We start from the raw sequence: 22,918 nt of genomic DNA, 5'->3' as shown, positions 1-22,918 counted from the left end.
TCAGACCTTGTTGATCGCGGCGCGGCCGAGGAGGCCGTCGGGGCGGAGCGCCAGGGCCAGGATGATCACCGAGAACACCACCAGCTGGGTGTAGGTGGAGCCGAGCGTCGCGGTGACCCCGGCCTCGACGAGCCCGTAGAGCAGGCCCGCCAGCACCACGCCGGTGGCCGATCCGATGCCGCCGAGGATCGCCACCGCGAAGGCCTTGATCCCGAACAGCGCCCCCATCTCGGCCGAGACCGAGAACAAGGGTGCGATGAGGAGGCCGGCGGCCCCGGCCAGCAGCGCCGAGAGCGCGAAGGCGCAGGCCACCGTGCGCCGGACGTCGATGCCCATCAGCCGCGCGGCGTCGGCGTTCTGCGCCACCGCCAGCAGCACCCGGCCGAGGTCGGTGCGGCGGAACAGGGTCTGGATCGCCGCCGCCGCCGAGAGCCCCACCACGGGGATGAGCAGCTGGAGCGGGTAGATGCCCGTGCCCAGGATCTCGACCGGCGTCACCGCCAGGGACGAAGGCAGGCTGCGGGGCTCCTTGCCGAAGGTGAACAGCACCGCGTTGTCGAGGACGATGCCGCCCGCCACGGTGGCGAGCAGCCAGGCATCCGAGCCCTTCTCCACGAAGGGCCTGACCAGCAGCCGCTCGACCGTGAGGCCGAGGAGCGCGCAGCCCAGGAGCGACCCGAGGATCGCCGCCGGCATCGGCCAGCCCAAAGTCACCCCCAGCGTGTAGCCCAGCACCGCCCCGAGGGTGACGGCGCTCCCCTGCGCGAAGTTCACCGTGCCCGAGACCGCGTAGGTGATGTGGAAGCCGAGCGCCACCAGACCGTACATGCTGCCGAGGCCGAGGCCTGTGATGAGCGTTCCCGTGAGCATCGGCCCCGCCTCGTCAATGGGTGACGGCGACGATCTCGCCGTCCTTGAAGCGGGTGAAGACGTAGTCCTGCGGCCCGAGGGCGTCGTGCCGGCCCGGCGCGAAGGGCTTGTCGTAGGTCTTGATCAGGCCCGGATAGGTCGCGACCTTGTAGAAGCCGTCGCGCACCTCCGGCCCCTTGGTCGAACCGGCGGCCTTGATCGCCAGGGCGAGCAGGTGGGTGGCGTCGTAGGCGTTGGCGATGCCCACCGCCGGGGTCACGTCGGCCATCGACTTGATCGCCGGATACTTCGTCTTGAGGGCGTCGAGGACGGCCAGGGCCTTGGGACTGGTGTTGCCCGCGAAGGTGAAGGTCTGGATGAAGTGGACCTTGGCCGCGCTCGGCCCGGCGAGTTCGTCGAAGCGCCCGCCGGCCGGCCCCCAGTGCGAGACCACCGGCACGCTCCAGCCCATCCGGTCGAGGGACTTCACCACCTGGGCCGAGGGTCCGACATTGCCGACGAGGAACAGGGTGTCGGCGCCCGCCTCCCGCAGGCGGGTGAGCTGGGGCACCATGTCGAGATCGGCCGCCTCGTACTTCTCGATGCCGGCGGCGGGCAGGTCGGCGGCCTTGAGCGCCGCCGTCAGGCCCTGCTGGTTCGACTCGCCCCAGGCGTTGTTGACGAGGATCATCCCGGGCTTCCTCGCTCCGTGGGTCTTCACCGCGTAAGCGACGAGGGCCTCGTCCACCAGGGCGTCGACCGCCGAGACCCGGAACGCGTAGTTGTCGGCCGCCCCGTTGCGGGTGATGCCGGTGCCGGCGGCCCAGGGGCCGAGGAACGGCACCTTCATCTGGTTGGCGATCGGCACCAGCGCCATCGAGACCGGCGTGTCGAGGCCGCCCACCAGGGCCACCACGCCGACCCGCTGGATCAGCTCGCGGGCGGCGAGCACGCCCTTCGATGGGTTGGCCTCGTCGTCCCGCGCCACCTGTTCCAGGGGCCGCCCGAGCACGCCGCCGCCGGCATTGATCTCGTCGATGGCGAGGCCGATCCCGCGAGAGATCGCCTCGCCGGATTTCGCCGACTGCCCGCTCAGCGCCGTGACGAGACCGATCCGGATCGGCTCCTCGGCCCGGGCCGTGGCCGCGAAGGGCAACCCGAGGAGCAGGCAGGCGCCCAGGGCGAGGCGGCGGGTCAGGTGCGGCGTCGGGCGGCTGCGCATGGACTTGTCTCCGGCGGATGCGTCGAGATCCAGTCCGCAACCCCTATGCCACCGGCTTCGGCCTTGAACTTGCTGGATAAATTTTGCGAACAGCCGTCGCACTGCCTCCCGATGCGCCAAAGTGCATACACTTGTTGCATGCACTTTGGCGGCGTTTGCGGCAGGGATGGGCTTGGCCCAGGAGATCCGCTCATGACCGACACCACCGCCCGGGATGCCGCCAACGTCACCGCCTATCTCGAAGCCTCGATGGTGCCCGACCCCGAGCGGGCGGCCACCTACATGGCGCCGGGCATCACCATCGTGTTCACGGGCGGCCGCACCTTCGCGCATCCCCGCGAGGTCACGGCCTTCAATGCCGGGCGCTACGCCTGGGTGAAGAAGCAGATGGAGCGGCTCGACGTGGTGCCGGGCGACGGCGTCACCACGGTCTACAGCCTCGGCACCCTCTACGGCGCCTGGCCGGACGGGACGCCCTTCGAGGGCAACCGCTACGTCGACCGCTTCACGGTGCGCGACGGCCTGATCGTGACCATGGAGGTCTGGAACGACAGCGCCGAGCGCATCCTCAGCCAGCACGGCCTGAACACCTGAGGCGGGCTCAGGCGCCCACCGGCTCGATATAGGGCGCGAGCAGGCGTCCGAGGTCGCGCTCGCGCGGCGGGGCCGCGACGATCCGGGCTCGCTCGGCCACGGCGTCGAGGTGATGGTCCATCAGCGCCATGGCCCGCTCCGGGTCGCCCGCGATCAGGGCGGCGACCAGGGCGCGGTGCTCGCTGACCCCGCACTCGGCGGAATGCGGCCGGCTGTAGAGCGAGAGCACCAGGGCGCAGCGGTAGCCGAGTTCGGCCACGTAGCGCTCCAGCACCGGGCTGCCGGTCATCTGGGCGAGCAGCAGGTGAAACTCGGTGGCGAGCCGGATCGAGGCGCCGTCCGCGCCGCCCTGGACCGCCTCCTCCTGGCCGATATGCGCGTTCAGCGCCGCCTGCTGCTCCGGCGTGAGCCGCCCGGCGAGGCGCGCGACCACGAGGCGCTCCAGGCTGATGCGCACGTCGAAGGTGTCCCGCGCCTCCGCCCAGCTCGGGGTCGCCACCACCGCGATGCGGTTGCGCCGCAATTCCACCAGCCCCTCCCCGGCCAGTTGCCCGAGGGCCTGGCGCGCGATGGTGCGGCTGACGCCGAAGCGCTCGCCGAGCGCATCCTCCGGCAACCGGTCACCGGGCATGATCGCCCGCTCGACGATCGCCCGGCGCAGGGAGCGGCAGATCGAACCCACCCGGTCCCGGCTCTCCACCCGCGTCGCGTCGTCCCGCACCTCGTCCCGCATGTCGTCCCGATTCCTCCCGCAACGTTCCCGACGGTTCGGAAGCACGAGCGGGACCAGACGGGTTCCTGTGCCGTCGCTTGGGGTTGCGCAAGGCCCCGCCGGCCCTCGGGCTGGCGGTCACCGGGTCGTCCGCATCGCGAGGAGGCGCGTAGCCCCGGAGCGGATCCAGGGCCTTCGACGACGCGATCCGCCACCGGCCCCGGGGAATCACGTGCGACCGGATGAGTGCCGAAGCCGACGCCGTGCTGCGCGTCGTGGTCGAAGACCCCGGCCGGTTCCAGACGCCGGTGCTCGTAGGGGACACGACCGCGCCGCGGGCATTCCAGCCGGCGAGCGCGCAAGGCCGCCTGCGGCCCGTTGCGGATTCGGGATCTGCTCGAGCTCAACGGCGAAATCGACACTGTTCCCGAAGCTTCAGGTTACTGCAGATCGCCTCACATCGGCGATCGATGACAAGCCAAATGGACGACGAACCGAAAATGACGACCGTTTTTCCAATGTATTTTTACGAAAGATCGGATTTCCTTGCCTCCGTGCCTCCACTGTCTGCTTGTTTACCGTTGTGAGTTACCGGCCTTCTTATCCGGATTAACCCGTTGTTGAGCGTTCCGGTGCACAACACTCTTGGAGCAAGAACAGGACGCCGACCATGCCGCAAGGCCTCCATCGCCGATGCGATCCCCGCATCGGCGCCACCGTCGCCGCGATGCCCGGCGCGCCGGGCCGTCCGGCCGCGGCCAGCGCTGCGTAGCAGCCCCCGATGTCCCGCCACGCCCGATCCGGTCGCGGTTTCCGCCCGGCGCACCTCGTCGGCGCCGGCGCCCTGTGTCTGGCCCTGGCGGCCGGAGCCAGGGCGAGCGAAGCGCCCGCCGAGACCGACGCGCCCGCGAAGACCGAAGCGCACGGCAAGCAGGTGACCTGGACGCTCTACACCGCCGCCCCCTACATGATCACCGACGGCCCGCAGGCCGATGGCGGGATCGCGGACCGCGTCAGGCACATCCTGATGAAGCGCCTCGACGACTACGCCCATCACACGATCAACGCGCCGTTCCCCCGCGTGGTCAGCGCCTTGAAGCAGGGCGCGGACTGGTGTTTCGTCGGCGGCGTGCGGACGCCGGAGCGTGAGGCCTTCGCGTATTTCTCGCGCCCCACGGGGATGTTCTATCCCCTGCGCATCATGGTCCGGGAGGGACAGCGCGCCCGCTTCGAGGCCCTCGCCCCCCTCTCCCTGCGGAGCCTGCTCGCGGAGCATCCGGACCTGCGGACCAGCATCCTGCGCAACCGCTCGATGGGTCCCGCGATCGACCCGATCCTCCGGGATGCCGGGGCGCCGCAGCTGCATTCCGAGTTCGACGAAGCCTTCCGCATGTTCCAGAACGGCCGGCTCGACTACCTCGTCGAGTATGCCGATATCGCGGCCTACTACGCCGCCGCCCTGGGCGAGCCGAGGCCCTGGGTCGGGCTGTCGCTGGCCGAGGACCCGGAGCCGGTGTTCAGCCGGGTGATGTGCTCGCGCACCCCGTGGGGCCGGGCGGTCATCGACCGGATCGACGCCGTCCTGTCGGAGGTGCGCCCGACGGCGGAGTATCGGCGGATCATCGAGGCCTGGTCCGCCCCGGAAGACCTGCCCAAGCTTCGCGCCGTCTACGATTCGTCCTTCCTGTCGAGCGAGTAGCGCCGCGGATGCCCAGATCGCTCTTCCGCTTCCGGACGCCCGGGTCCGCCGGCCCCGGGCGGGGCACCGAGATGCCGATCCCGACCCGCGCCCTCGCCACCCGGCTGATGCGGGTCATCTTCGGCTGCTACATCATGGTGGCGATCGCCCTCACGGGGGTCCAGATGGCGATCGAGTACCGGCGCGCCAGCGACCGGTTGCGGGACGACCTGTCCGCGATGGAGCGGACCTTCAGCCCCGGGCTCGAGGATGCCCTGTGGCGCTTCAACGCCGCGGTGCTCACCGGCATCCTCACCGGCATGACGGAACTGCCCGCCGTGCTCGGCGTCGAGGTGCGTGACGAGAACGGCCGGCGCGTCCAGGCCCTCGGGACCATCACCGGGCCGGACGGTCGCACCGTGCAGGTGGCGCGCGACGGCGCCGAGACCGCGGCCACGCCCGCCTTCGGCCGCGCCATCAGCCGCACCTTCGCCCTGGTCCACACCGAGCGCAACGGGCAGCGCTACCCGACCGGCTCCTGGACGCTCCACTCGAACGACGCCATCGCCATCGACCAGGTGAAGAACACGCTCATCGTGATCCTGATCAACTCGGCGCTGAAGTCCCTGGTGCTCGGGCTGATCTTCTTCGTGGTGATCCGCCACATGGTCGGCCGGCCCCTGGCCCAGATCAGCCGTTTCCTCGCCCAGCTCGATGCCGACACGCTGGGCGCAGGCCCCCTGACGCTGGCGGCCGAAGGGCGCCACGAGCTGCATGCGCTGACGAACGCACTCAACACCATGATCCGCCGCCTGCGCCGGGCCTTCGAGGAGAACGCCCGGCTCATGCAGGACCTGCGCGAGATGAACGCCTCGCTGCAGGCCCGCGTCGCCGAGCGCACCCAGGACCTCGAGCGCCTCGCCAACACGGACCTGCTCACCGGCCTCGACAACCGGCGCCGGCTCGACGCCGCCCTTGAGGCGGCGATCGCCGCAGCGGAGGCGGACGGCACGGAGGTCTGCGTGATCCTGGCCGACGTGGACCACTTCAAGGCGATCAACGACCGGCACGGACACAAGATCGGCGACCGCGTGCTCGTCGCCCTCGCGGCCGTCCTGGCAGAGGGCGCGCGCCCGGCCGACACGATCGGGCGCTGGGGCGGCGAGGAGTTCATGATCGTCTGCCCGAGGACCGGTGTCGACGCGGCGGCCACCCTCGCCGAGCACCTGCGCCGGCAGATCGCGACGACGGCCCTGCCCGTCGTCGGCACCCGGACCTGCTCCTTCGGCGTCGCCGCGCTCCGGCCGGGCGAGACCAGCGACGGCCTGGTGACCCGCGCCGATGCCGCGCTCTACCGCAGCAAGCACAATGGCCGGAACCAGGTCACCGTCCAGGCCGCGCAGGGCCGGCCGATCGGGGAGGCCTGGGCGCGCGGCGCCGCCTGACGCTCCCTAGCGCCGCGGTCCGTCACGACGCGCGGACGGCAGCGACCGGGCCATGCCCCCCTGGGCCGCCATGCCGCCCGGTGCGGAAAATCGCGAAACAATGCGGTCTGGCCGGGGTTATCGTCTCGGAACCGATCCCGGCAGGCGAGATCCCGGACAACCGGCGCTGGTCGTCGCCTGCCACGCAGCGCGGATCCCGAAGCCGATGACTTCGAGGTCATCTGCCGGGGCCTCGCGTCACCGCCGAAACGCCGGCCCGATGTCATGCAGGACTGCGCGGAATCGAACGACGTCACCGGCGTGATCATCGCGGTCACCGACGGCAAGCCGATCCTGTGATCCTGCCCGTCCTTCGATCCCTGGATCCTGTGATCCGCCTCTCTCGAACCCGGAGACCCGAGATGAACGACCCCCGCAAGCCGTCCGAAGCCCCCTCGCGTCCGAACCTGCGCGACTTCGACCCCTACACCGACCGCAACGGTCAGGGTCTGGGCCAGGACGAGGCCCGGGACGTCGGTCTGCCGGACCGCCTGCAGCACACGCTGCAATCGGATCCGGGCTGGCCGGCGGAAGCCGCGCGGATCGCCTCCGACTTCCCGCGCCAGGATGCCATCGCGGGCGGGTCGGTCGCCAGTGTCGAGGCGGTCGAAGCGGCGACCCCACCGGAGAACCTGCGCCGCATCTCGGACCCGAGCCCGACACCGAAGGGCTAGGCGCTCGAACCATCCCGACCGGGATGGCAGGCCGCGGTGATTCCACCCCGCCCGCATCGCCCTCCTGTCGGTCTCGTCCCGGCGCGCACGAGCGACCCGCCTGACCTGGAAGCCCGCCGGACCAGATCGCAACGCCGCCCCGGAGCCCCTTATGGACCGTGAGACCAACGCACCGCCCGCCGACCGACCGGACTCCACCGGTCCGAATGCGTGCCCACGCGAAACCACCATCGCCCAGACCGGCGAGGGTCTTCCCGACGACAGCGGCCGACCGATTCAGGTCAATGAGGCGGAAGCTGAGCGTATCGAGGACAAAATTCGCAATCTATAGCCTGGCTTCGTCAAATTTCGACTGAACCGGAACAGGCGCAACCCGGCGAGATTGTTGGTTCACTCCCCACCATCACTGACAGGAGCCCGGTATGACGGCGAAGCCACCGCCCGTTCCTCCCGCCAACCAGTCTCACAAGGGTCCCGGAAGCGCGCCGGAGGCGCCCGTCGCCAGCGGACCAAAGGGCTCAGGCCAGACGCACGATCCGGACAAAATCGGGCAGACGGGCAATTCCAAGGTGAACACCACCAACCAGGGCTATCAGCAGGATCGCTAATGAGCACCTCGAAGAAGACGCCCGCGGCCGACCGTCACCATGGCGGCCCCGGCAGCAGCCACCAGGACGGCTCGAAGCCTCAGGCGCAGGGGCAGGACGGCCCGATTCCGGGCAGCCCCGCCAACGACACCCGCTCGCACGTCTCCGGTGGCGGCGGCGAGCGTGACCGCCACCATGCCCACGACACGGACAGCAAGTCCGCCGCCCGTTCACACTGAGGCGGATTCCGTTCGGACACACAGCCAGGGAGACGCCAGGATGGCGAACGCCGATCGACACAAGATGGGCTCGGCCGCGCAGGGCAAGGGCACGGGCACCGGTGCGATGACGGACCTGCCCGAGGGGATCCTGGAAGAGAACATGGTCCTGAGCAACCGCGACAAGTCTCGTCACAACGACGAGCGCGGCCTCGACAGCAAGATGGTCCAGACCGAACAGTATCAGGACCACGCGGCCAACCGCGAGATTCCGCCCGACGCGATCGCGTCGGGTCCGGCCGGGAACACCACCGGGCTTGCCAACACCAAGACCGATCTGGCGGGCGCTCAGGGCAGCCTCGGGCGCCAGGACAAGCCCCGATGACCGCGCCCACGATGCCCGCTCCCACGATCCCGATCCCGCCCTTGCGGACCACCGTGGAGACCCTCGGCGACGGCCGCGGCCAGATTGGCGAGACGGTCAATCAGCTCGACCAGCTCAGCAGCATCGTCCTGCTCGGTCTCGCCATCGTCGGTGCCGGCCTGGCCGTCGGCCTCACCGCCCTGCTCCACTGACGCCATGAGCCGGCGCCGCGAGGTCCGAACGGAACCTCGCGGCGCCAGCCCAAAGGAGCGCCGTGCCACCTGGAGACGCTGTGACCGGAAACCATCCGTCGTCACGGGCGCGCTCGACCACTCTGGGCGGATCGCCGCCGGCCTACCGATCGCGGTCCCGATCACTCAAGCGAGCGACGCGATCTCCGATTCTTTCCCGCCGCGTCGGGGCATCGCCGGCTAGCCGCCGCCGATGCCGCTGGTGATCTTGCCGGTGCCCTGACAGTCCGGACAGGGCTTGGCCTCGAAGGTCCCGGTCCCGTGGCAGCGGCGGCAGAGATTCTCGCCGGTTCCCGGTGCGCCGGGCGTCGCCTCGTCGCCGGGCTTGGTCGGCTCGTCGTGGGGCATAACTCTCTCCTGGGATGTCTCGTCTGCAGCAGCCTGCTCTGGGGTTCCAAGATCTCCGTCCTCTAAAGAAGTTCGGCCGATCAGCACTGTTCCCCGAAAGCATTCCGACGCCTGATGATCGAACGTACGGATCAGCACGGAGATCTTCCGCATACATTTACTTCGGAACGGGCTGCATCACGCCAGGTTGCCGCTACAGATCCCAGACACGGAAAAATTCATGAAGCTCGTCAAGCCCCTGATCGCGTCCGCCTTCATCCTGTCGGCCTTCGGGCTGTCCGCCTCGGCTCAGACCGGGTTGGCGCCCGAGCGCGGCCCCGGCGGACGCGGCGCTATCGTCGAAGGCCAGACGAACACCACCGGCAACGATCCGGACGTGGTGATCGCCCGCGGCCCGAACGGTGCCGACACCATCACCACGGATTCGGCCGCCGGCGGCAACGCCAACCTGCCCGAGCGCGCGATCCCGAACGGGAGCGCCGGCGGTGGAGGCGGCGGCCGCTGACCGGAGTCGCATCCGGATCTTCTCGAAGCGGGGCTCCTGGCGATGTCCGGGGCTCCGAAGCATCGAGCGTTCCTGCGTCAGAGCGGGCGGCGAACGGGCGAGGCCATGGCGCGTTGCTCCCTCACAGATGCGCCCCAAGCGACGGAGCCCCCGCATGACCCTACGATCCGAAACACCCCCCACCCCGGGCAACCTCGCGGTCGCGACACCGTCCGAGTCCGAGCGGCCGACCACCGCCATGCTGAAGGCGGACATCGACAGCGGCCGGACCGGGGACAAGATCGCCCAGTACGACCCGGGCCTGTCGCAGCTCGGCACCGACGACGAGGCGGCCGGCAACGCGCCCTCGCATGACCGCATCGCGCTCGCCCGGAAGACCGAGGCCGCGCCGCCGAAGGCGCGGGAGGCCGCCAAGCCCGAGAGCGGCAGCGGCTGGATCATGCCGCTGTTCATCGGCGTCGCCGCCCTGGTGCCGGTGGTGGTGGGCGTGTCCCTGTTCGTCTTCAGCCGCTGAGCGGGCAGATTTCGAGCCTCAGCCGGTCCGGCCGCGCCGGCGCGCGACCTCCGCCAGGGCCGCGAGGTCCTTGTCGGCATCGCCGTGGCCGATCGCCTCGATCAGGTTGTCGCGCAGGACGCTGGCGAAGGGCATCGGCACGCCGGCCGCCCCGGCCGCGGCCAGCGCCAGCCCGACATCCTTGGCGCCGAGCCTGAGGTTGAATCCCGGCGGTTCGTAGCGCCGGGCGGCGATGAGGGCGCCGTAATTCTTGTAGACCGGCGAGGCGAACAGGGTGCCGGTCAGGAGCTCGAGGAGGTCGGCCCCCGGCACCCCATGCCCCTCCGCGAGGGCGGCTGCCTCCCCCATTGCCTCGATCGCCGAGATCAGCATGAAGTTGCCCGCGAGCTTGACCGCGTTGGCGCGGTGCGGCTCCGATCCGAAGCCCCAGGTCCGGGCGCCCATCGCGTCGAGGAGCGGCTGCGCCCGCGCCACCGCCTCCGGGTCTCCGGCGGCCACGATGTTCAGGGCGCCGGCCTCGGCGACGTCGGGGCGTCCGAAGACCGGGGCGGCGATGTAGGGCACGCCGGCCCGGGCGTGGATCGCGGCGAGGTCCTGGGCCAGGGCCACCGAGATCGTGCTCATGGAAAGGTGGAGGCCCGGGCGGGTCCCGCCGTCGAGGAGGCCGCCCGCGACGATCACCGCGCGCAGGGCCGCGTCGTCGGCCAGCATGGTGATCGCCGCATCCCCCGCGAAGGCCTCGGCGGCGCGCGCCACCGGCGTCACCCCGGCGAGCCCGTCGGCCGCGCCGGCCGAGCGGTTCCAGACCCGCACCCTGTGCCCGGCCCGGACCAGGCTCGCCGCCATGCCGCGGCCCATCCGGCCGAGGCCGATCATCCCGACATCCATGCCCATGACGTGTCTCCCGTTGCGGTGGCCCGGCGCTCATTGCCCGTCGAGGAATTCGAGCGTCAGGCGGTTGAACTGGTCCGTCGCCTCCATGTGGACGAGGTGGCCGATGCCCGGAAGGACCACGGCGCGGCCGCTCGGCATCTGGCCGGCCAGCGTCCGCGCATGCTCGGCATTGCGTCCCATTCCCGCCCGCAGGGCTTCCGGCGCGAAGGGCTTGCCGGGCGCGTTGTGGTCGTTCTCGCCCATGACGAAGAGCGTCGGGACCGGGATCAGCGGGAGCTCGTGCACCACCGGCTGGCCCCAGATCGCCTGGTAGGAATTGACGAAGGACTGGAGCCAGCGCGGATACTCGCCCGAGCCCTTCACCCGCTCGCGCAGGGACACGAAGGGCTCGATGGCCGAGGCCGGCAGCGACAGGGCGTAGTTGGTCACGAGCTGGCGCCGGTAGGACTCCGCGGTGGCGTCGCCCTCCAGGCGCAGCAGGGTGGCGTCGGAGACCGGCGGCACCGTGAACCGGTAATCCTCCAGGCCGATCGGTGCTTCGAGCACGAGGCTGTTGACCCGCGTCGGGGCGTTGCGGGTCAGGCGCACCGCCAGCATGCCGCCCATGGAATGGGCCACCACGTCGACCCGCGGCAGGCTCAGGGAATCGAGCAGCGCCACGGTGTCGGCCGCCATCGCGTCGAAGGTGTAGGCCCCCACGGGCTTGGCCGACTTGCCGAAGCCGAGCTGGTCCGGAGCGACCACGCGGTAGCCCGCGCGGGTGAGCGCCTGGATCACCGGCTGCCAGTAGCTCGACGGGAAATTGCGCCCGTGCAGGAGGAGGACGGTGCGCCCGTTGGCCTGGCCCTCGGCGGCCACGTCCATGTAGGCGAGGCGCTGGCGCTCGCCGTCGCGCATCCGCTCGAGGAAGAAGACCGGATAGGGATAGGCGAAGCCCTCGAGCCCGATGCCGAGGGGTGCGGCGTCCGTCCCGGCGGTCTGGGCGGAGACCGGCGCCAGGGACATCTGGGCCGCCAGCAGGAGGGCGGAGATCTTGAGGAGCGCGTCCATGTGGGTTCCCGGCAGCGGCGCGCGGTCGGGCGCGTCCCGTTCGACATAGCGCAGGTTCCGGCCGCGGACCGCCGGATCGAGGTGACAAAGGACACGCCGAGTCGCGCCGGCCCTTGCGAAACCCGCCGCAGCGTCCCACGGGTCCGCCCATGACGAAGCATGCCCCCAGCGCCGCGGCAGAGCCCGTGACGGACGGATTGCCGGTGCGCGAGCGCATGCTGGCGCTCCTGGCGATCGGCCTCGCCATGACCATGGCGGTGCTCGACGGAGCGATCGTCAACGTCGCCCTGCCGGTGATCGCCAAGGATCTCGCGGTCGAGCCCTCCGCGGCGATCTTCGTGACCAACAGCTTCCAGATCGCGGTGACGGCCGCGCTGCTCCCGCTCGCGTCCCTCGGCGACATCCTCGGCTATCGACGGGTCTATCTCACCGGCCTCGTCCTGTTCACGGCGGCCTCGGTGGCCTGCGCCTTCGCCCCCACCCTCGACTGGCTGGTGGCGGCGCGGATCGCCCAGGGACTGGGGGCGGCCGGGATCATGAGCGTGAACATCGCCCTGGTGCGCTTCATCTACCCGCACCGGCTGATCGGGCGCGGCGTCGGCAACGTCGCCCTCGTGGTGGCGATGGCCTCCGCCGCAGGGCCGACGGTGGCGGCCGCGATCCTGTCCGTGGCGACCTGGCCCTGGCTGTTCCTCGTCAACCTGCCGGTGGGTCTCGTCGCGCTGACGGTGGGCGCCCGCACCCTCCCGGTGACGCCCCGGAGCGGCGGGCGCTTCGACCTCCGCAGCGCCGTCCTCAACGCCCTGACCTTCGGGCTCCTCATCATCGGCGTCGACGGCCTCGGCGACCCGGCGACGCGGGGGGTGGCGCTGGCGGAGATCGGTGCGGCTCTGGCGATCGGCGCGGTCTTCGTCTGGACGCAGACCCGGATGGCGCGCCCGCTCCTGCCCGTCGACCTCCTGCGGATCCCGGCCTTCGCGCTGTCGATGGCGAGCTCGATCGCCTCCTTCTCGGCGCAGATGATGGCCTACGTCGCCCTGCCCTTCTACTTCCAGGACGTGCTGCACCTCTCCGAGACGCAGACCGGCTTCCTGATGACGCCGTGGCCGATCGCCATCGCCCTGATGGCGCCGATCTCGGGGCGCCTCGCCGACCGCTACGCCCCGGGGCTGCTCGGCGGCCTCGGCCTCGCCCTGATGGCCACCGGCCTCGCGGCGACCGCGCTGCTGCCCGAGGGCGCCTCGCACCTCGACATCGCCTGGCGCCTCACGCTGTGCGGCCTCGGCTTCGGCCTGTTCCAGTCCCCCAACAACAAGGTCATCATCACCAGCGCCCCGCGCGACCGCAGCGGCGGGGCGAGCGGCATGCAATCCACCGCGCGCCTCACCGGCCAGTCCTTCGGCGCCGCCCTGGTGGCGGTGATCTTCGGGCTGCACCACGGAAGCGCGCCGGCCGGCCCGGTGGCCGCGACCCTGTGGTGCGCCGTCGGTCTCGCGAGCCTCGGCGCGGTGACGAGCGTCCTGCGGCGGCGGCCGGAGGGCTGAAGCGGCGGGTGATCGCACCAGGACCCGTCCCGCGCGTTGATCCGCACGAAGGCCACCCATGGCCCCGGCCCGTGGGCGGGCACAGGCCGCACGGGGGCCGAGACCCTCACGAAGGACGATCCCATGCATCTCGACCTGTCCGGCAAGCGCGCCCTCGTCAGCGGATCCACCAGCGGCATCGGCTACGCCATCGCCAAGGCGCTGGGCGAACTCGGGGCCAACGTGGCGATCAACGGGCGCACCCAGGACCGCGTCCGCGACGCCGTCGAGCGCCTGAAGCGGGAGACCGGCCATGCCGGCTTCATCGGAGCGCCCGGCGACGTCGCCAACCCGGACGGCGCGGCCCGCGTGGTCTCGGGTCTGCCGGACGTCGACATCCTCGTGAACAACACCGGCATCTTCGAGCCCAAGCCCTTCTTCGAGATCCCGGACGAGGACTGGCATCGCTTCTTCGACACCAACGTGATGAGCGGCGTACGCCTGTCGCGGGCCTACACCCCCGGCATGGTGGCGCGCGGCTGGGGCCGTGTGGTCTTCATCTCCTCCGAATCCGGCGTGAACATCCCGGTGGAGATGGTCCATTACGGAATGACGAAGACCGCGCAGCTCGCCGTCGCCCGCGGCCTCGCCGAGACCGTGTCCGGCAGCGGCGTCACCGTGAACAGCGTGCTGCCGGGCCCGACCCTGTCGGAGGGCGTGGCCGAGTTCATGAAGAGCATGGCGCAGGGTCAGGCGGGAACGGGAGGCGAGGTCGACCTCGACGCCGCGGGCCGCGCCTTCGTCGCCGAGCACCGCCCGACCTCGCTGATCGGCCGCCTCGCCACCGTCGAGGAGGTCGCCAGCATGGTCGCCTACATCTGCAGCCCGGCCGCCAGCGCCACCAGCGGCGCGGCGCTTCGCGTCGATGGCGGCGTCGTCCGCAGCATCGTGTGAGGGACTGCACCGGCGGGTGCGGTTAAGGCAATCGTAAGCTCTCCGACCGACCCTGGCCCGAACGGACGGGAGGGGAGCCGATGGGGGATTATGCGCTGGAGGGTCCGCGCTGGGGCGCGGGCGCGGCGGGAACGGGCGGTGGCACCGTGACCTGGGCCGTCGACGGCACGATCCCGACCACCTTCCTCGGCATCCTCCAGGGCGCCTTCGCGACCTGGGCCGCCGCCGCGAACATCGCGTTCCAGCAAGTCGCCTCGACGGCGACCGCTCAGATCGACTTCACCCTCGGCGGCATCGACGGCCTCGGCAACACCCTGGGCTACGCCAACTATTCCTACAGCGGCCAGCGCATGCAATCCGCCGCCGTGACCTTCGACACCGGCGAGGGCTGGCACGCCTCCGGCGCCCGCGTGATCAGCAACCAGAACGTCGACCTCGCCGTCGTCGCCCTGCACGAGATCGGCCACGCCCTCGGGCTCGACCATTACAATGCCAAGCCCGAGGTGATGAACGCGGTCCTCAATCCCGCCATCACCACCCTCGGCGCCGGCGACATCGCGGGCATCCAGGCTCTCTACGGCGCGCCGAGCGCCCCGGCGGTGGTCGTCGCGACCCCGGCGACCCCGGCGGCCCCCGTCACCGCCAGCCCCGTCACCAGCGCCGTCACGGCGGTGTACCGCTTCTACGACACGCATACGGGCGATCACTTCTATACGACGAGCACAGCGGAGAAGCTGCAGATCCAGCAGACGCTGCCGTGGTTCACCTACGAGGGCACCCCGTGGGCGACTCCGGCCAAGGGCGCCGACACCGTCGACGTGTTCCGGTTCTTCGACACGGTCTCGAACGCCCACTTCTTCACGACGAGCGTCGCCGAGCGCGACCAGGTCCTGAAGACCGCGCCGAGCTACAAGTACGAGGGCGTGGCCTTCGAGGCCTATGCGGATGCGAGTGCGTCGGGCGGACTGACTCTGGAGCGCTTCTACAACACCCAGACCGGCCAGCATCACTTCGCCGGCAGTGCCGAGGAGGCCAACGGCATCAACCACGGCGCCGCCGGCCCGAACTGGGTCGACGAGGGCAAGGGCTTCACCGTCCACCTGCCCACCGACACGATGCTGTTCGCCTGAGGGCGAACCCGGGCGCCGACTGCAATCGGCCGTTCGGGGCCGGCTCTTCGGTCGAGTTACTCGGCTGAGCTACTCGGCCTCCGCCTCGAACATCTCGTCGAAGGAGTAGCCCGAGCCGCGCACGGTGCGGATCGGGTCGCTCTGGCGCGGGCGGTTGAGGGCCTTGCGCAGGCGCCCGACATGGACGTCGACCGTGCGCTCGTCGATATAGACGTCGTGGCCCCAGACGCCGTCGAGGAGTTGCTCGCGGGAGAACACCCGGCCGGGGCTCTGCATCAGGAATTCGAGGAGCTTGAACTCCGTCGGCCCGAGATGGATCTCGCGGCCTTCCCGGCGGATGCGGTGGCTGACCCGGTCGAGCTCGATGTCGCCGGCCACCAGCAGGTTGGCGACATGGGCGGGCTTGGCCCGGCGCAGGAGGGCACGGACCCGGGCGAGGAGCTCGGGCACCGAGAACGGCTTCACGATGTAGTCGTCCGCCCCCGTGCCGAGGCCGCGGATGCGGTCGCCCTCCTCGCCGCGGGCGGTGAGCATGATCACCGGCAGCCGCTCGGTCTCGCGCCGGGCGCGGATGCGGCGGCAGAGCTCGATGCCCGACAGGGCCGGCAGCATCCAGTCGAGCAGCACGAGATCGGGGACCTGCTCCTGCAGGCGCAGGTCCGCCTCGTCGCCGCGCGCGGCCGAGTCGACGATGAATCCCTCGGCCTCGAGGTTGTAGCGGAGGAGGAGGGTCAGGGCCTCCTCGTCCTCGACGATCAGGATACGCGTACTCATCGTGCGCTTTCGATCAGACCGGCACGGGTTCAGGCCGCGCCGGGCATGTCCACGGTGGCGTAGTTGGAGGCGTCGTTCTTCGGGCGCTCGCGCTCGGCCAGGAGGTTCTCGCCGGTGACGAGGTAGTGGATCGTCTCGGCGATGTTGGTGGTGTGGTCGCCGATGCGCTCGATGTTCTTGGCCACGAACAGGAGGTGCGTGCAGAACGAGATGTTGCGCGGATCCTCCATCATGTAGGTCAGGAGTTCGCGGAACAGCGAGTTGTAGAGCGCGTCGATGGCGTCGTCGCGCTCCCACACGTCGAGGGCGGCCTTGATGTCCCGGCTGGCATAGGCGTCGAGGACGTCCTTGAGCTGCTCCTGCACCAGGTCGCTCATGTGCTGGACGCCGATGACGATCTTCTGCGGCTGGATCTGGTCGGCGATCGCGACCACGCGCTTGGCGACGTTCTTGGCCAGATCCCCGATGCGCTCGATGTCGTTCGAGACGCGGATCGCCGTCACGGTCTCGCGCAGGTCGATCGCCAGGGGCTGGCGCCGGGCGATGAGCAGGATCGCCCGCTCCTCGATCTCGCGCTGGAGGGTGTCGAGGCGGGTATCGGCGGAAATCACCGCCTGGGCCAGGGGCGAATCCCGGCGCACCAGGGCCTCTCCGGCCTCGGTCATCATCTTCTCGGCGATGCCGCCCATCTCGGAGATCGAGCGGCGCAGATCTTCGAGGTCGGTGTCGTAGGAGGTGACGATGTGGTCGGGCATGGGTGTGCTCCTCGATCGGGCCTCCTGTCCGGTGCCCGCCCTGATGGTGTCTGGCGCGGGCCGCCACCGGCCCGCGCGGGTCGGTTCCGGCCTGCCGAGGATCAGCCGAAGCGGCCGGTGATGTAGTCCTGGGTCTGGCGCTTCTCCGGATTCATGAAGATGCGCGTCGTCGGGCCGAATTCCACCAGCTCGCCGAGGTACATGAAGGCGGTGAACTGCGAGATGCGCGCGGCCTGCTGCATGTTGTGCGTGACGATCACGATGGTGAATTCCGAGCGCAGCTGCTCGATCAGCTCCTCGATGCGGCCGGTGGAGATCGGGTCGAGGGCCGAGGTCGGCTCGTCGAACAGGATCACCTCGGGACGCTGGGCCACCGTGCGGGCGATGCAGAGGCGCTGCTGCTGGCCGCCCGAGAGGCCCATGCCGGACTGCTTGAGCTTGTCCTTCACCTCGTCCCAGAGGGCGGCCTTGCGCAGGGATTCCTCGACGCGCACGTCGAGGTCGGCCTTGGGCAGCTTCTCGTAGAGGCGCAGGCCGAAGGCGACGTTGTCGTAGATCGACATCGGGAACGGGGTCGGCTTCTGGAACACCATGCCGATGCGCGAGCGCAGCTCGTTGAGGTCGACCTTGGAATCGAGGACGTTCTGCCCGTCGAGGAGGATCTCGCCCTCCGCGCGCTGGTCCGGATACAGGCTGTAGATCCGGTTGAAGGTGCGCAGCAGGGTCGACTTCCCGCAGCCCGAGGGGCCGATCAGCGCCGTGACCTGGCGGTCGTGGAAGTTGAGGTTGACCGACTTCAGGCCATGGAAGCTGCCATAGTAGAAGTTCAGGTCCTTCACGGCGATGCGGACCGGTGAGGATTCGTCGGCCTTGTGGCGTCCGGTGAGCTGCGCGGACGTGATCCCGGGGGCGGCGTTCATCGGTTCAAGATCCTGTCGGTCGGAATGCGGGGAGGTGCGGCGCGCCGGAGATCAGCGCGAGCGCTCGGTCTTGATCACGAATCGGGCCACGATCGAGAGGGCGAGGATCGTGACGGTGATGAGGAGGGCGCCGGCCCAGGCGAGCTGCTGCCAGTTCGGGTAGGGCGAGAGCGCGAACTGGTAGATCATCACCGGAAGGTTCGGGATGCCGCCCATCAGGTCGGAGCGGAACCAGCTGTTGTTGTTGAGCGCGGTGAAGAGCAGCGGCGCGGTCTCGCCGGCGATGCGGGCGAGCGCCAGGATGATGCCGGTGACGATGCCGGCGCTGGCCCCCCGCCAGGTGATGCTCTTGATCACGATGGAGGGCGGGGCGCCCAGGGCCGCGCCGGCCTCGCGCAGGGTCGAGGGCACGAGGCGCAGCATGTCCTCGGTGGTGCGCACGATGACCGGGGTGGCGATGATGGCGAGCGCCACCGCGCCGGCCCAGCCGGAATAGGAGCCCATCGGGCGCACCATCAGCGTGTAGACGAACAGGCCGATGAGGATCGAGGGCGCCGAGAGCAGGATGTCGTTGAGGAACCGGATGACGTCGGCGAGCTTCGAGTTGCGGCCGTACTCGGCCAGGAAGGTGCCGGCCATCACGCCGACCGGGGTCGCCACCAGGATGCCCAGGAAGGTCAGCACCAGGCTGCCCAGGATCGCGTTGGCGATGCCGCCGCCCTCGGAGCCGGGGCCCGGCGTCGGCTCGGTGAAGAGGGTCGGCGAGAAGCCCTTGATGCCCTCGACCACCAGCATGAACAGGATCGAGCCGAGGACGACGATGCCGATCAGGGTGGCGAGCGTGCTCGCCAGGATCAGGGTCTTGTCGGCGATCCGGCGGCCGGGGCGGACCCGGCTGATCCGGGCCGGCGCGGCGGTGGTGGCGAGGGGGTTGGCGGCGTCCATGATGGGTTCCTGACGTCTCGAGGCGGGCCGGGGCGATGCGGCCTCAGGCGACCTTGGCGCGGCGGGTGAGGATGCGGGCGATGATCAGGACGAAGAAGGTGATCACGAACAGGATGCAGCCGAGCGCCATCAGGGAGTTCAGCTGCAGGCCGTCGGCCTCGTTGAACTCGTTAGCGATGCGCGACGCGATGGTGGAGCCCGGGTCGAAGACCGAGCCCGAGAGCCGGTTGGCGTTGCCGATGACGAAGGTCACCGCCATGGTCTCGCCGAGCGCCCGGCCGAGGCCGAGCATGATCGCGCCGATGATCGAGACCGAGGCCTGGGGCACCAGGACGTGGCGCACCACCTCCCAGGTGGTGCATCCGATGCCGTAGGCGCTCTCGCGCAGCACGGTCGGGATCTGGTCGAGCATGTCGCGGGTGATCGAGGCCACGAAGGGCACGATCATGATCGCCAGGATGATGCCGGCGGTGAGGATGCCGACGCCCGAGGGGACGCGGGCGTAGAAGAGGGTGCCGACGATCGGCATGCCCTCGACCACGTTCGAGACCGGCACCTGCACGAAGCGGGCGAAGAGCGGCGCGAACACGAACAGGCCCCACATGCCGTAGATGATGCTCGGCACCGAAGCGAGGAGCTCGATGGTCATCGAGACCGGCTTGCGCGCCCAGCCGGGGCAGAGCTGCGTCAGATAGACGGCGATGCCCAGGGAGAGCGGCACGCCGATGAGCAGGGCGAGGAAGGCGGAGGCCAGGGTGCCGACGATGGCCACGAAGGCCCCGTACTGCTCCTGCCCGATGTTCCAGGCGCTGGAGGTGATGAAGCCGAAGCCGAACTCGTTGAAGGCCGGCCAGGCGCCGTAGGCGATGGAGCCGAGGATGCCGGCGAGCACGAACAGCACCAGGAGCGCCGAGCCGTAGGAGGCCGCGCGGAACAGGCTGTCGCCGAGTCCGCCGGGCGTCTTCCGGGCCGAGGCGCGGTCGCGCGTCAGGGCGATCTGGTCAGTCAAGGCGGCCATCCGAATGTCTTCTCTTCACCGGGCGGCGTCCTACCCTGCGCCGGTCGCCGGCGCGAGGGGGGGATCACCGGATCGTTGCCAAAGGGGGTGGCGAGGGGAGACCGGCGCCGTGGCGCCGGTCTCGTCCGTCGCGGTCGCGGGGGCGCGGTGGCTCGCCCCCGGGGTCTCGCGGGCCGGAGGCCCGCGAGGGATCGGCTCACATGTTGAAGACGGGCTTGCCGTCCTTGCCCTTGATCTCCTTCCACGCGTCGTGGATCTGGCCGACGACGGCGTCGGGCAGCGGCACGTAGTCGAGGTCGGTGGCGAGCTTGTCGCCGTTCTTGTAGGCCCAGTCGAAGAACTTCAGCACGTCGGCGGTCTTGGCCGCGTCGGCCGGGTCCTTGTGGACGAGGATGAAGGTGGCGGCGGTGATCGGCCAGGCGTTCTCACCGGCCTGGTCGGTCAGCGAGATGCCGAAGCCGGGGGCGGACTTCCAGTCGGCGCTGGCGGCGGCGGCCTGGAAGGCCTTGTCGTCGGGCTGCGGGAACTTGCCGGCCTTGTTCTGGATTAGGGTGTGGCTGAGCTTGTTCTGCTTGGCGTAGGCGGACTCGACGTAGCCGATGGCGTTGGGGACCTGCTTGACGGTGGCGGTGACGCCCTCGTTGCCCTTGCCGCCCTGGCCCACCGGCCAGCTGACCGTGGTGGCCGCGCCGAACTCCTTCTTCCAGGGCTCGGAAACCTGGGAGAGGTAGGTGGTGAAGATGTTGGTCGTGCCGGAGGCGTCCGAGCGGTAGACTGGGGTGATGTTGGCGTCGGGGAGCTTCAGGCCCTCGTTGAGCTTGGCGATCTTGGCGTCGGACCACTTGGCGATCTTGCCGGCGTAGATCTCGGCGATGATCTCGCCCGTGAGCTTGAGCTTGCCCGGCTCGACGCCCGGGATGTTCACCACGGTGACGACGCCGCCCATGACGGTGGGGAACTGGACGAGGCCGTCCTTCTCCAGGGCCGGGCCCTTGAGCGGCGCGTCGGTGGCGCCGAAATCGACGGTCTTGGCCTGGATCTGCTTGATGCCGCCGCCCGAGCCGATCGACTGGTAGTTGAGGCCCATGCCGCTGTCCTTGCGGTAGGCTTCGGCCCACTTCGAGTAGACCGGGAACGGGAAGGTCGCGCCGGCTCCGGTGATGTCGGCCGCCTGGGCCGGCGCGAGGGTGGCGAGGCCGAGGCCCACGAGGGCGGCGAGGGTCGTGAATTTCATGTGCTGGTCTCCTGGGGGAGCGTGCATCGGCACGGGGAGCCGCAGCCCCCGCGCCGTTGTGCACCGCGCCATACGGCGGGTTGGACCAAGGCGGTATGACGATTGCGCGACAGTTCGATGACATACGGCCGTGCCCCAGGGCGACCGGGCGCGATCTGAGCAGTTTGCCGGGGATGGCCGGACGGGAACCGGCGCCCAGGTGCAGGCAAGACCCGCGCCTTGAATCGGAATCCGCGGGAGGCTATCGCCGGGTCCGAGGGTGAGTCGCGTCCGCCCGGGACCGGGACGGCCCCGCTGCCGGGTGCGGTCGTGCGGCGCCCGACTCTCTCAGCCAAGGGATGCGCCATGACCGAGATCCGCCCGCGCCGCAGCGTCCTGGCGATGCCGGGATCGAACCCGCGCCTGCTGGAGAAGGCCCGCACCCTCCCCGCCGACGTGGTGATGATCGACCTCGAGGACGGGGTCGCGCCCGAGACCCGCGCCGCGACGCGGGAGGCCGTCGCCCGGGCGGTGTCCGAGGGCGGCTTCGGCCCGCGCGAGGTCGTGGTCCGGATCAACGCCCTCGACACGCCCTACGGCGAGGCGGATCTGGCCGCCATCGCGCCGGCCGGGCCCGACGCCATCGTGGTGCCGAAGGTGACGGGCGCCGACGCCCTGGTGGCGGTGGGCTCGCGCCTGCGCCGCCTCGGGGCGCCGGACCGGACCCGGACCTGGGCGATGATCGAGAGCCCGATGGCGATCCTGCACCTCGCCGAGATCGCGAGCTCGGCCCGGGACGTCGACACCCGCCTCGCCTGCCTCATGGTCGGGCCGAACGACCTCGCCAAGGCCAGCCGGCTGCGCCTCGGCGTGCCGGGCCGGCCGGCCCTGATGCCCTGGCTGATGAGCGTGATCGCGGCCGCCCGCGCCTACGAGATCGACGCCGTCGACGGCATCTACAACGATTTTCGCGATGCGACGGGCTTCGCGGCCGAGTGCGCGCAGGGGCGCGATTGCGGCTTCGACGGCAAGATGCTGACCCACCCCGACCAGATCGCCCCGGCCAACGCCGCCTTCGGCCCGAGCGCGGACGAGGTCGCCTGGGCCCGGCGCGTGCTCGCGGCCTTCGCCGAGCCGGAGAACCGCAACCGCGGCGTCATCGGCCTCGACGGCAAGATGGTGGAGCGCCTGCACGCGGCCGAGGCGAGCCGCACCGTGGCCCTGGCCGAGGCCGTCGCGGCCCGGACGCCGTGACTCCCGACCTCGCCGTCGAGATCGACCTCCTCGACGCCCGCCTCTCCGGCTGGGGCTTTCCCCGCTGGGGCTCGGCCGAGGCCGCGGGCCTCGACCTCCATGCCTGCCTCGACGAGGCGCTGGATCTGCCGCCCCAGGGGCCGCCGGCCCTGATCCCGGCCGGCTTCCGCCTGGCGATCCGCGACCCGGCCTGGTGCGGGCTCGTCTTCCCGCGCTCCGGGCTCGGCCATCGCGAGGGGCTCGTCCTCGGCAACGGCACCGGCGTGATCGACGCCGACTACGCGGGTCCGCTGCTGATCTCGGCCTGGAACCGCAACCCCGGCGGATCCGCCCTGCGCATCGCGCCCGGCGACCGCATCGCCCAGCTCGTCTTCACCCGCGTCACCCGGCCGACGTTCACGATCCGCGACGGCTCCGACGCGGCCCCGCGAACGGAGGCCGGCGCACGCGGCACCGGCGGCTTCGGCTCCACCGGGCGCCGCTGAGGC

Annotated in this window: 28 protein-coding genes; 16 read left to right on the top strand and 12 right to left on the bottom strand. The window is 70.6% G+C overall.

What is annotated here, in order from left to right; all coding sequences use genetic code 11:
- Both ASF49_RS21385 and ASF49_RS21380 read right to left on the bottom strand, forming a co-directional pair.
- Positions 1 to 870 carry a branched-chain amino acid ABC transporter permease gene (locus ASF49_RS21385; RefSeq protein ID WP_056477809.1) on the bottom strand — a complete coding sequence of 290 codons (870 nt, stop codon included), beginning with the start codon at positions 868 to 870 and terminating at the stop codon, positions 1 to 3.
- Between the two features lie 13 nt (positions 871 to 883).
- Positions 884 to 2,071 carry an ABC transporter substrate-binding protein gene (locus tag ASF49_RS21380; RefSeq protein ID WP_056477808.1) on the bottom strand — a complete coding sequence of 396 codons (1,188 nt, stop codon included), beginning with the start codon at positions 2,069 to 2,071 and terminating at the stop codon, positions 884 to 886.
- A 192-nt stretch (positions 2,072 to 2,263) separates the two neighbouring features.
- Here ASF49_RS21380 and ASF49_RS21375 point away from each other — a divergent pair, with 192 nt between their 5' ends.
- On the top strand, positions 2,264 to 2,665 hold the full coding sequence (locus tag ASF49_RS21375; RefSeq protein ID WP_056477806.1) for a nuclear transport factor 2 family protein: 402 nt from the start codon (positions 2,264 to 2,266) through the stop codon (positions 2,663 to 2,665).
- Positions 2,666 to 2,672: 7 nt separating this feature from the next.
- Here ASF49_RS21375 and ASF49_RS21370 read toward each other — a convergent pair whose 3' ends face one another.
- The gene (locus ASF49_RS21370; protein ID WP_056477805.1) at positions 2,673 to 3,398 is read right to left on the bottom strand and encodes a GntR family transcriptional regulator; all 726 of its coding nucleotides are present in this window, start codon (positions 3,396 to 3,398) and stop codon (positions 2,673 to 2,675) included.
- Between the two features lie 760 nt (positions 3,399 to 4,158).
- On the opposite strand from ASF49_RS21370, the gene ASF49_RS21365 reads away from it, so the two are divergent.
- The 8 genes from ASF49_RS21365 (at position 4,159) to ASF49_RS21335 (ending at position 8,594) form a co-directional block, all read left to right on the top strand.
- Positions 4,159 to 5,076: a transporter substrate-binding domain-containing protein gene (locus ASF49_RS21365; protein WP_056477804.1), complete on the top strand. Its 918-nt coding sequence runs from the start codon at positions 4,159 to 4,161 to the stop codon at positions 5,074 to 5,076.
- 8 nt (positions 5,077 to 5,084) lie between these two features.
- On the top strand, positions 5,085 to 6,500 hold the full coding sequence (locus ASF49_RS21360) for a GGDEF domain-containing protein (protein ID WP_056477803.1): 1,416 nt from the start codon (positions 5,085 to 5,087) through the stop codon (positions 6,498 to 6,500).
- Between the two features lie 401 nt (positions 6,501 to 6,901).
- Positions 6,902 to 7,213, top strand: a complete 312-nt coding sequence (locus ASF49_RS21355) for a hypothetical protein (protein WP_056477802.1) — start codon at positions 6,902 to 6,904, stop codon at positions 7,211 to 7,213.
- 151 nt (positions 7,214 to 7,364) lie between these two features.
- Positions 7,365 to 7,544 carry a hypothetical protein gene (locus ASF49_RS23365; RefSeq protein ID WP_082511460.1) on the top strand — a complete coding sequence of 60 codons (180 nt, stop codon included), beginning with the start codon at positions 7,365 to 7,367 and terminating at the stop codon, positions 7,542 to 7,544.
- A gap of 91 nt (positions 7,545 to 7,635) precedes the next feature.
- Entirely contained in the window at positions 7,636 to 7,821 is a 186-nt protein-coding gene (locus tag ASF49_RS24660; protein ID WP_056477801.1) for a hypothetical protein, read from the top strand.
- Positions 7,821 to 8,039, top strand: a complete 219-nt coding sequence (locus ASF49_RS21345) for a hypothetical protein (protein ID WP_056477800.1) — start codon at positions 7,821 to 7,823, stop codon at positions 8,037 to 8,039. Before ASF49_RS24660 ends, ASF49_RS21345 begins: the two co-directional genes overlap by 1 nt.
- Positions 8,040 to 8,079: 40 nt before the next feature.
- Entirely contained in the window at positions 8,080 to 8,403 is a 324-nt protein-coding gene (locus ASF49_RS21340; protein ID WP_056477799.1) for a hypothetical protein, read from the top strand.
- The gene (locus tag ASF49_RS21335; RefSeq protein WP_056477797.1) at positions 8,400 to 8,594 is read left to right on the top strand and encodes a hypothetical protein; all 195 of its coding nucleotides are present in this window, start codon (positions 8,400 to 8,402) and stop codon (positions 8,592 to 8,594) included. Before ASF49_RS21340 ends, ASF49_RS21335 begins: the two co-directional genes overlap by 4 nt.
- 219 nt (positions 8,595 to 8,813) lie before the next feature.
- Here ASF49_RS21335 and ASF49_RS24290 read toward each other — a convergent pair whose 3' ends face one another.
- Entirely contained in the window at positions 8,814 to 8,981 is a 168-nt protein-coding gene (locus tag ASF49_RS24290) for a hypothetical protein (RefSeq protein ID WP_200930097.1), read from the bottom strand.
- A 220-nt stretch (positions 8,982 to 9,201) separates the two neighbouring features.
- On the opposite strand from ASF49_RS24290, the gene ASF49_RS21330 reads away from it, so the two are divergent.
- Positions 9,202 to 9,486 carry a hypothetical protein gene (locus ASF49_RS21330; RefSeq protein ID WP_056477795.1) on the top strand — a complete coding sequence of 95 codons (285 nt, stop codon included), beginning with the start codon at positions 9,202 to 9,204 and terminating at the stop codon, positions 9,484 to 9,486.
- Positions 9,487 to 9,640: 154 nt separating this feature from the next.
- A complete protein-coding gene (locus tag ASF49_RS21325) occupies positions 9,641 to 10,000 on the top strand; it encodes a hypothetical protein (protein ID WP_056477792.1) in 360 nt (119 codons plus the stop codon).
- Positions 10,001 to 10,018: 18 nt separating this feature from the next.
- Here ASF49_RS21325 and ASF49_RS21320 read toward each other — a convergent pair whose 3' ends face one another.
- Positions 10,019 to 10,888 carry an NAD(P)-dependent oxidoreductase gene (locus tag ASF49_RS21320; protein ID WP_056477960.1) on the bottom strand — a complete coding sequence of 290 codons (870 nt, stop codon included), beginning with the start codon at positions 10,886 to 10,888 and terminating at the stop codon, positions 10,019 to 10,021.
- 36 nt (positions 10,889 to 10,924) lie between these two features.
- The gene (locus ASF49_RS21315; RefSeq protein ID WP_056477790.1) at positions 10,925 to 11,944 is read right to left on the bottom strand and encodes an alpha/beta fold hydrolase; all 1,020 of its coding nucleotides are present in this window, start codon (positions 11,942 to 11,944) and stop codon (positions 10,925 to 10,927) included.
- Between the two features lie 149 nt (positions 11,945 to 12,093).
- Between ASF49_RS21315 and ASF49_RS21310 the strand changes: the two genes are divergently transcribed.
- From ASF49_RS21310 to ASF49_RS21300, 3 genes are all read left to right on the top strand, one after another.
- On the top strand, positions 12,094 to 13,488 hold the full coding sequence (locus ASF49_RS21310) for an MFS transporter (protein ID WP_056477788.1): 1,395 nt from the start codon (positions 12,094 to 12,096) through the stop codon (positions 13,486 to 13,488).
- 123 nt (positions 13,489 to 13,611) lie between these two features.
- A complete protein-coding gene (locus ASF49_RS21305) occupies positions 13,612 to 14,421 on the top strand; it encodes an SDR family NAD(P)-dependent oxidoreductase (RefSeq protein ID WP_056477958.1) in 810 nt (269 codons plus the stop codon).
- An 80-nt stretch (positions 14,422 to 14,501) separates the two neighbouring features.
- Positions 14,502 to 15,551, top strand: coding sequence for a matrixin family metalloprotease (locus ASF49_RS21300; protein ID WP_056477787.1), 1,050 nt, complete (start codon positions 14,502 to 14,504; stop codon positions 15,549 to 15,551).
- A 69-nt stretch (positions 15,552 to 15,620) separates the two neighbouring features.
- Here the strand turns inward: ASF49_RS21300 and phoB are convergent, their stop codons facing one another.
- From phoB to pstS, 6 genes are all read right to left on the bottom strand, one after another.
- Positions 15,621 to 16,325, bottom strand: coding sequence for a phosphate regulon transcriptional regulator PhoB (gene phoB, locus ASF49_RS21295; protein ID WP_056213308.1), 705 nt, complete (start codon positions 16,323 to 16,325; stop codon positions 15,621 to 15,623).
- A 29-nt stretch (positions 16,326 to 16,354) separates the two neighbouring features.
- Positions 16,355 to 17,080, bottom strand: a complete 726-nt coding sequence (phoU, locus tag ASF49_RS21290) for a phosphate signaling complex protein PhoU (protein WP_056477785.1) — start codon at positions 17,078 to 17,080, stop codon at positions 16,355 to 16,357.
- A 101-nt stretch (positions 17,081 to 17,181) separates the two neighbouring features.
- Complete coding sequence (pstB, locus tag ASF49_RS21285) at positions 17,182 to 18,000, bottom strand: phosphate ABC transporter ATP-binding protein PstB (RefSeq protein WP_055957279.1); 819 nt, start codon at positions 17,998 to 18,000, stop codon at positions 17,182 to 17,184.
- 51 nt (positions 18,001 to 18,051) lie between these two features.
- Positions 18,052 to 18,945 carry a phosphate ABC transporter permease PstA gene (pstA, locus tag ASF49_RS21280; RefSeq protein WP_056477783.1) on the bottom strand — a complete coding sequence of 298 codons (894 nt, stop codon included), beginning with the start codon at positions 18,943 to 18,945 and terminating at the stop codon, positions 18,052 to 18,054.
- 43 nt (positions 18,946 to 18,988) lie between these two features.
- Positions 18,989 to 19,963, bottom strand: coding sequence for a phosphate ABC transporter permease subunit PstC (gene pstC, locus ASF49_RS21275; RefSeq protein ID WP_056477780.1), 975 nt, complete (start codon positions 19,961 to 19,963; stop codon positions 18,989 to 18,991).
- A gap of 196 nt (positions 19,964 to 20,159) precedes the next feature.
- Positions 20,160 to 21,197, bottom strand: coding sequence for a phosphate ABC transporter substrate-binding protein PstS (pstS, locus tag ASF49_RS21270; RefSeq protein ID WP_056477778.1), 1,038 nt, complete (start codon positions 21,195 to 21,197; stop codon positions 20,160 to 20,162).
- 345 nt (positions 21,198 to 21,542) lie between these two features.
- On the opposite strand from pstS, the gene ASF49_RS24655 reads away from it, so the two are divergent.
- Both ASF49_RS24655 and dut read left to right on the top strand, forming a co-directional pair.
- On the top strand, positions 21,543 to 22,430 hold the full coding sequence (locus ASF49_RS24655) for an HpcH/HpaI aldolase/citrate lyase family protein (RefSeq protein ID WP_056477775.1): 888 nt from the start codon (positions 21,543 to 21,545) through the stop codon (positions 22,428 to 22,430).
- Entirely contained in the window at positions 22,427 to 22,915 is a 489-nt protein-coding gene (gene dut / locus ASF49_RS24650) for a dUTP diphosphatase (RefSeq protein ID WP_056477773.1), read from the top strand. Before ASF49_RS24655 ends, dut begins: the two co-directional genes overlap by 4 nt.
- The last annotated feature ends 3 nt before the right edge of the window (positions 22,916 to 22,918 follow it).

Source organism: Methylobacterium sp. Leaf104 (genome assembly GCF_001422885.1).
GTDB lineage: Bacteria > Pseudomonadota > Alphaproteobacteria > Rhizobiales > Beijerinckiaceae > Methylobacterium.
Note: the sequence above shows the minus strand (reverse complement) of the source record. Positions and strands in the feature narration are given on the sequence as shown.

What these genes read in the sequence shown, in the direction of transcription:
- ASF49_RS21385 (WP_056477809.1), bottom strand. Translation starts at nt 870, where the DNA reads ATGCTCACGGGAACGCTCATCACAGGCCTCGGCCTCGGCAGCATGTAC.
- ASF49_RS21380 (WP_056477808.1), bottom strand. Translation starts at nt 2,071, where the DNA reads ATGCGCAGCCGCCCGACGCCGCACCTGACCCGCCGCCTCGCCCTGGGC.
- ASF49_RS21375 (WP_056477806.1), top strand. Translation starts at nt 2,264, where the DNA reads ATGACCGACACCACCGCCCGGGATGCCGCCAACGTCACCGCCTATCTC.
- ASF49_RS21370 (WP_056477805.1), bottom strand. Translation starts at nt 3,398, where the DNA reads ATGCGGGACGAGGTGCGGGACGACGCGACGCGGGTGGAGAGCCGGGAC.
- ASF49_RS21365 (WP_056477804.1), top strand. Translation starts at nt 4,159, where the DNA reads ATGTCCCGCCACGCCCGATCCGGTCGCGGTTTCCGCCCGGCGCACCTC.
- ASF49_RS21360 (WP_056477803.1), top strand. Translation starts at nt 5,085, where the DNA reads ATGCCCAGATCGCTCTTCCGCTTCCGGACGCCCGGGTCCGCCGGCCCC.
- ASF49_RS21355 (WP_056477802.1), top strand. Translation starts at nt 6,902, where the DNA reads ATGAACGACCCCCGCAAGCCGTCCGAAGCCCCCTCGCGTCCGAACCTG.
- ASF49_RS23365 (WP_082511460.1), top strand. Translation starts at nt 7,365, where the DNA reads ATGGACCGTGAGACCAACGCACCGCCCGCCGACCGACCGGACTCCACC.
- ASF49_RS24660 (WP_056477801.1), top strand. Translation starts at nt 7,636, where the DNA reads ATGACGGCGAAGCCACCGCCCGTTCCTCCCGCCAACCAGTCTCACAAG.
- ASF49_RS21345 (WP_056477800.1), top strand. Translation starts at nt 7,821, where the DNA reads ATGAGCACCTCGAAGAAGACGCCCGCGGCCGACCGTCACCATGGCGGC.
- ASF49_RS21340 (WP_056477799.1), top strand. Translation starts at nt 8,080, where the DNA reads ATGGCGAACGCCGATCGACACAAGATGGGCTCGGCCGCGCAGGGCAAG.
- ASF49_RS21335 (WP_056477797.1), top strand. Translation starts at nt 8,400, where the DNA reads ATGACCGCGCCCACGATGCCCGCTCCCACGATCCCGATCCCGCCCTTG.
- ASF49_RS24290 (WP_200930097.1), bottom strand. Translation starts at nt 8,981, where the DNA reads ATGCCCCACGACGAGCCGACCAAGCCCGGCGACGAGGCGACGCCCGGC.
- ASF49_RS21330 (WP_056477795.1), top strand. Translation starts at nt 9,202, where the DNA reads ATGAAGCTCGTCAAGCCCCTGATCGCGTCCGCCTTCATCCTGTCGGCC.
- ASF49_RS21325 (WP_056477792.1), top strand. Translation starts at nt 9,641, where the DNA reads ATGACCCTACGATCCGAAACACCCCCCACCCCGGGCAACCTCGCGGTC.
- ASF49_RS21320 (WP_056477960.1), bottom strand. Translation starts at nt 10,888, where the DNA reads ATGGATGTCGGGATGATCGGCCTCGGCCGGATGGGCCGCGGCATGGCG.
- ASF49_RS21315 (WP_056477790.1), bottom strand. Translation starts at nt 11,944, where the DNA reads ATGGACGCGCTCCTCAAGATCTCCGCCCTCCTGCTGGCGGCCCAGATG.
- ASF49_RS21310 (WP_056477788.1), top strand. Translation starts at nt 12,094, where the DNA reads ATGACGAAGCATGCCCCCAGCGCCGCGGCAGAGCCCGTGACGGACGGA.
- ASF49_RS21305 (WP_056477958.1), top strand. Translation starts at nt 13,612, where the DNA reads ATGCATCTCGACCTGTCCGGCAAGCGCGCCCTCGTCAGCGGATCCACC.
- ASF49_RS21300 (WP_056477787.1), top strand. Translation starts at nt 14,502, where the DNA reads ATGGGGGATTATGCGCTGGAGGGTCCGCGCTGGGGCGCGGGCGCGGCG.
- phoB (WP_056213308.1), bottom strand. Translation starts at nt 16,325, where the DNA reads ATGAGTACGCGTATCCTGATCGTCGAGGACGAGGAGGCCCTGACCCTC.
- phoU (WP_056477785.1), bottom strand. Translation starts at nt 17,080, where the DNA reads ATGCCCGACCACATCGTCACCTCCTACGACACCGACCTCGAAGATCTG.
- pstB (WP_055957279.1), bottom strand. Translation starts at nt 18,000, where the DNA reads ATGAACGCCGCCCCCGGGATCACGTCCGCGCAGCTCACCGGACGCCAC.
- pstA (WP_056477783.1), bottom strand. Translation starts at nt 18,945, where the DNA reads ATGGACGCCGCCAACCCCCTCGCCACCACCGCCGCGCCGGCCCGGATC.
- pstC (WP_056477780.1), bottom strand. Translation starts at nt 19,963, where the DNA reads ATGGCCGCCTTGACTGACCAGATCGCCCTGACGCGCGACCGCGCCTCG.
- pstS (WP_056477778.1), bottom strand. Translation starts at nt 21,197, where the DNA reads ATGAAATTCACGACCCTCGCCGCCCTCGTGGGCCTCGGCCTCGCCACC.
- ASF49_RS24655 (WP_056477775.1), top strand. Translation starts at nt 21,543, where the DNA reads ATGACCGAGATCCGCCCGCGCCGCAGCGTCCTGGCGATGCCGGGATCG.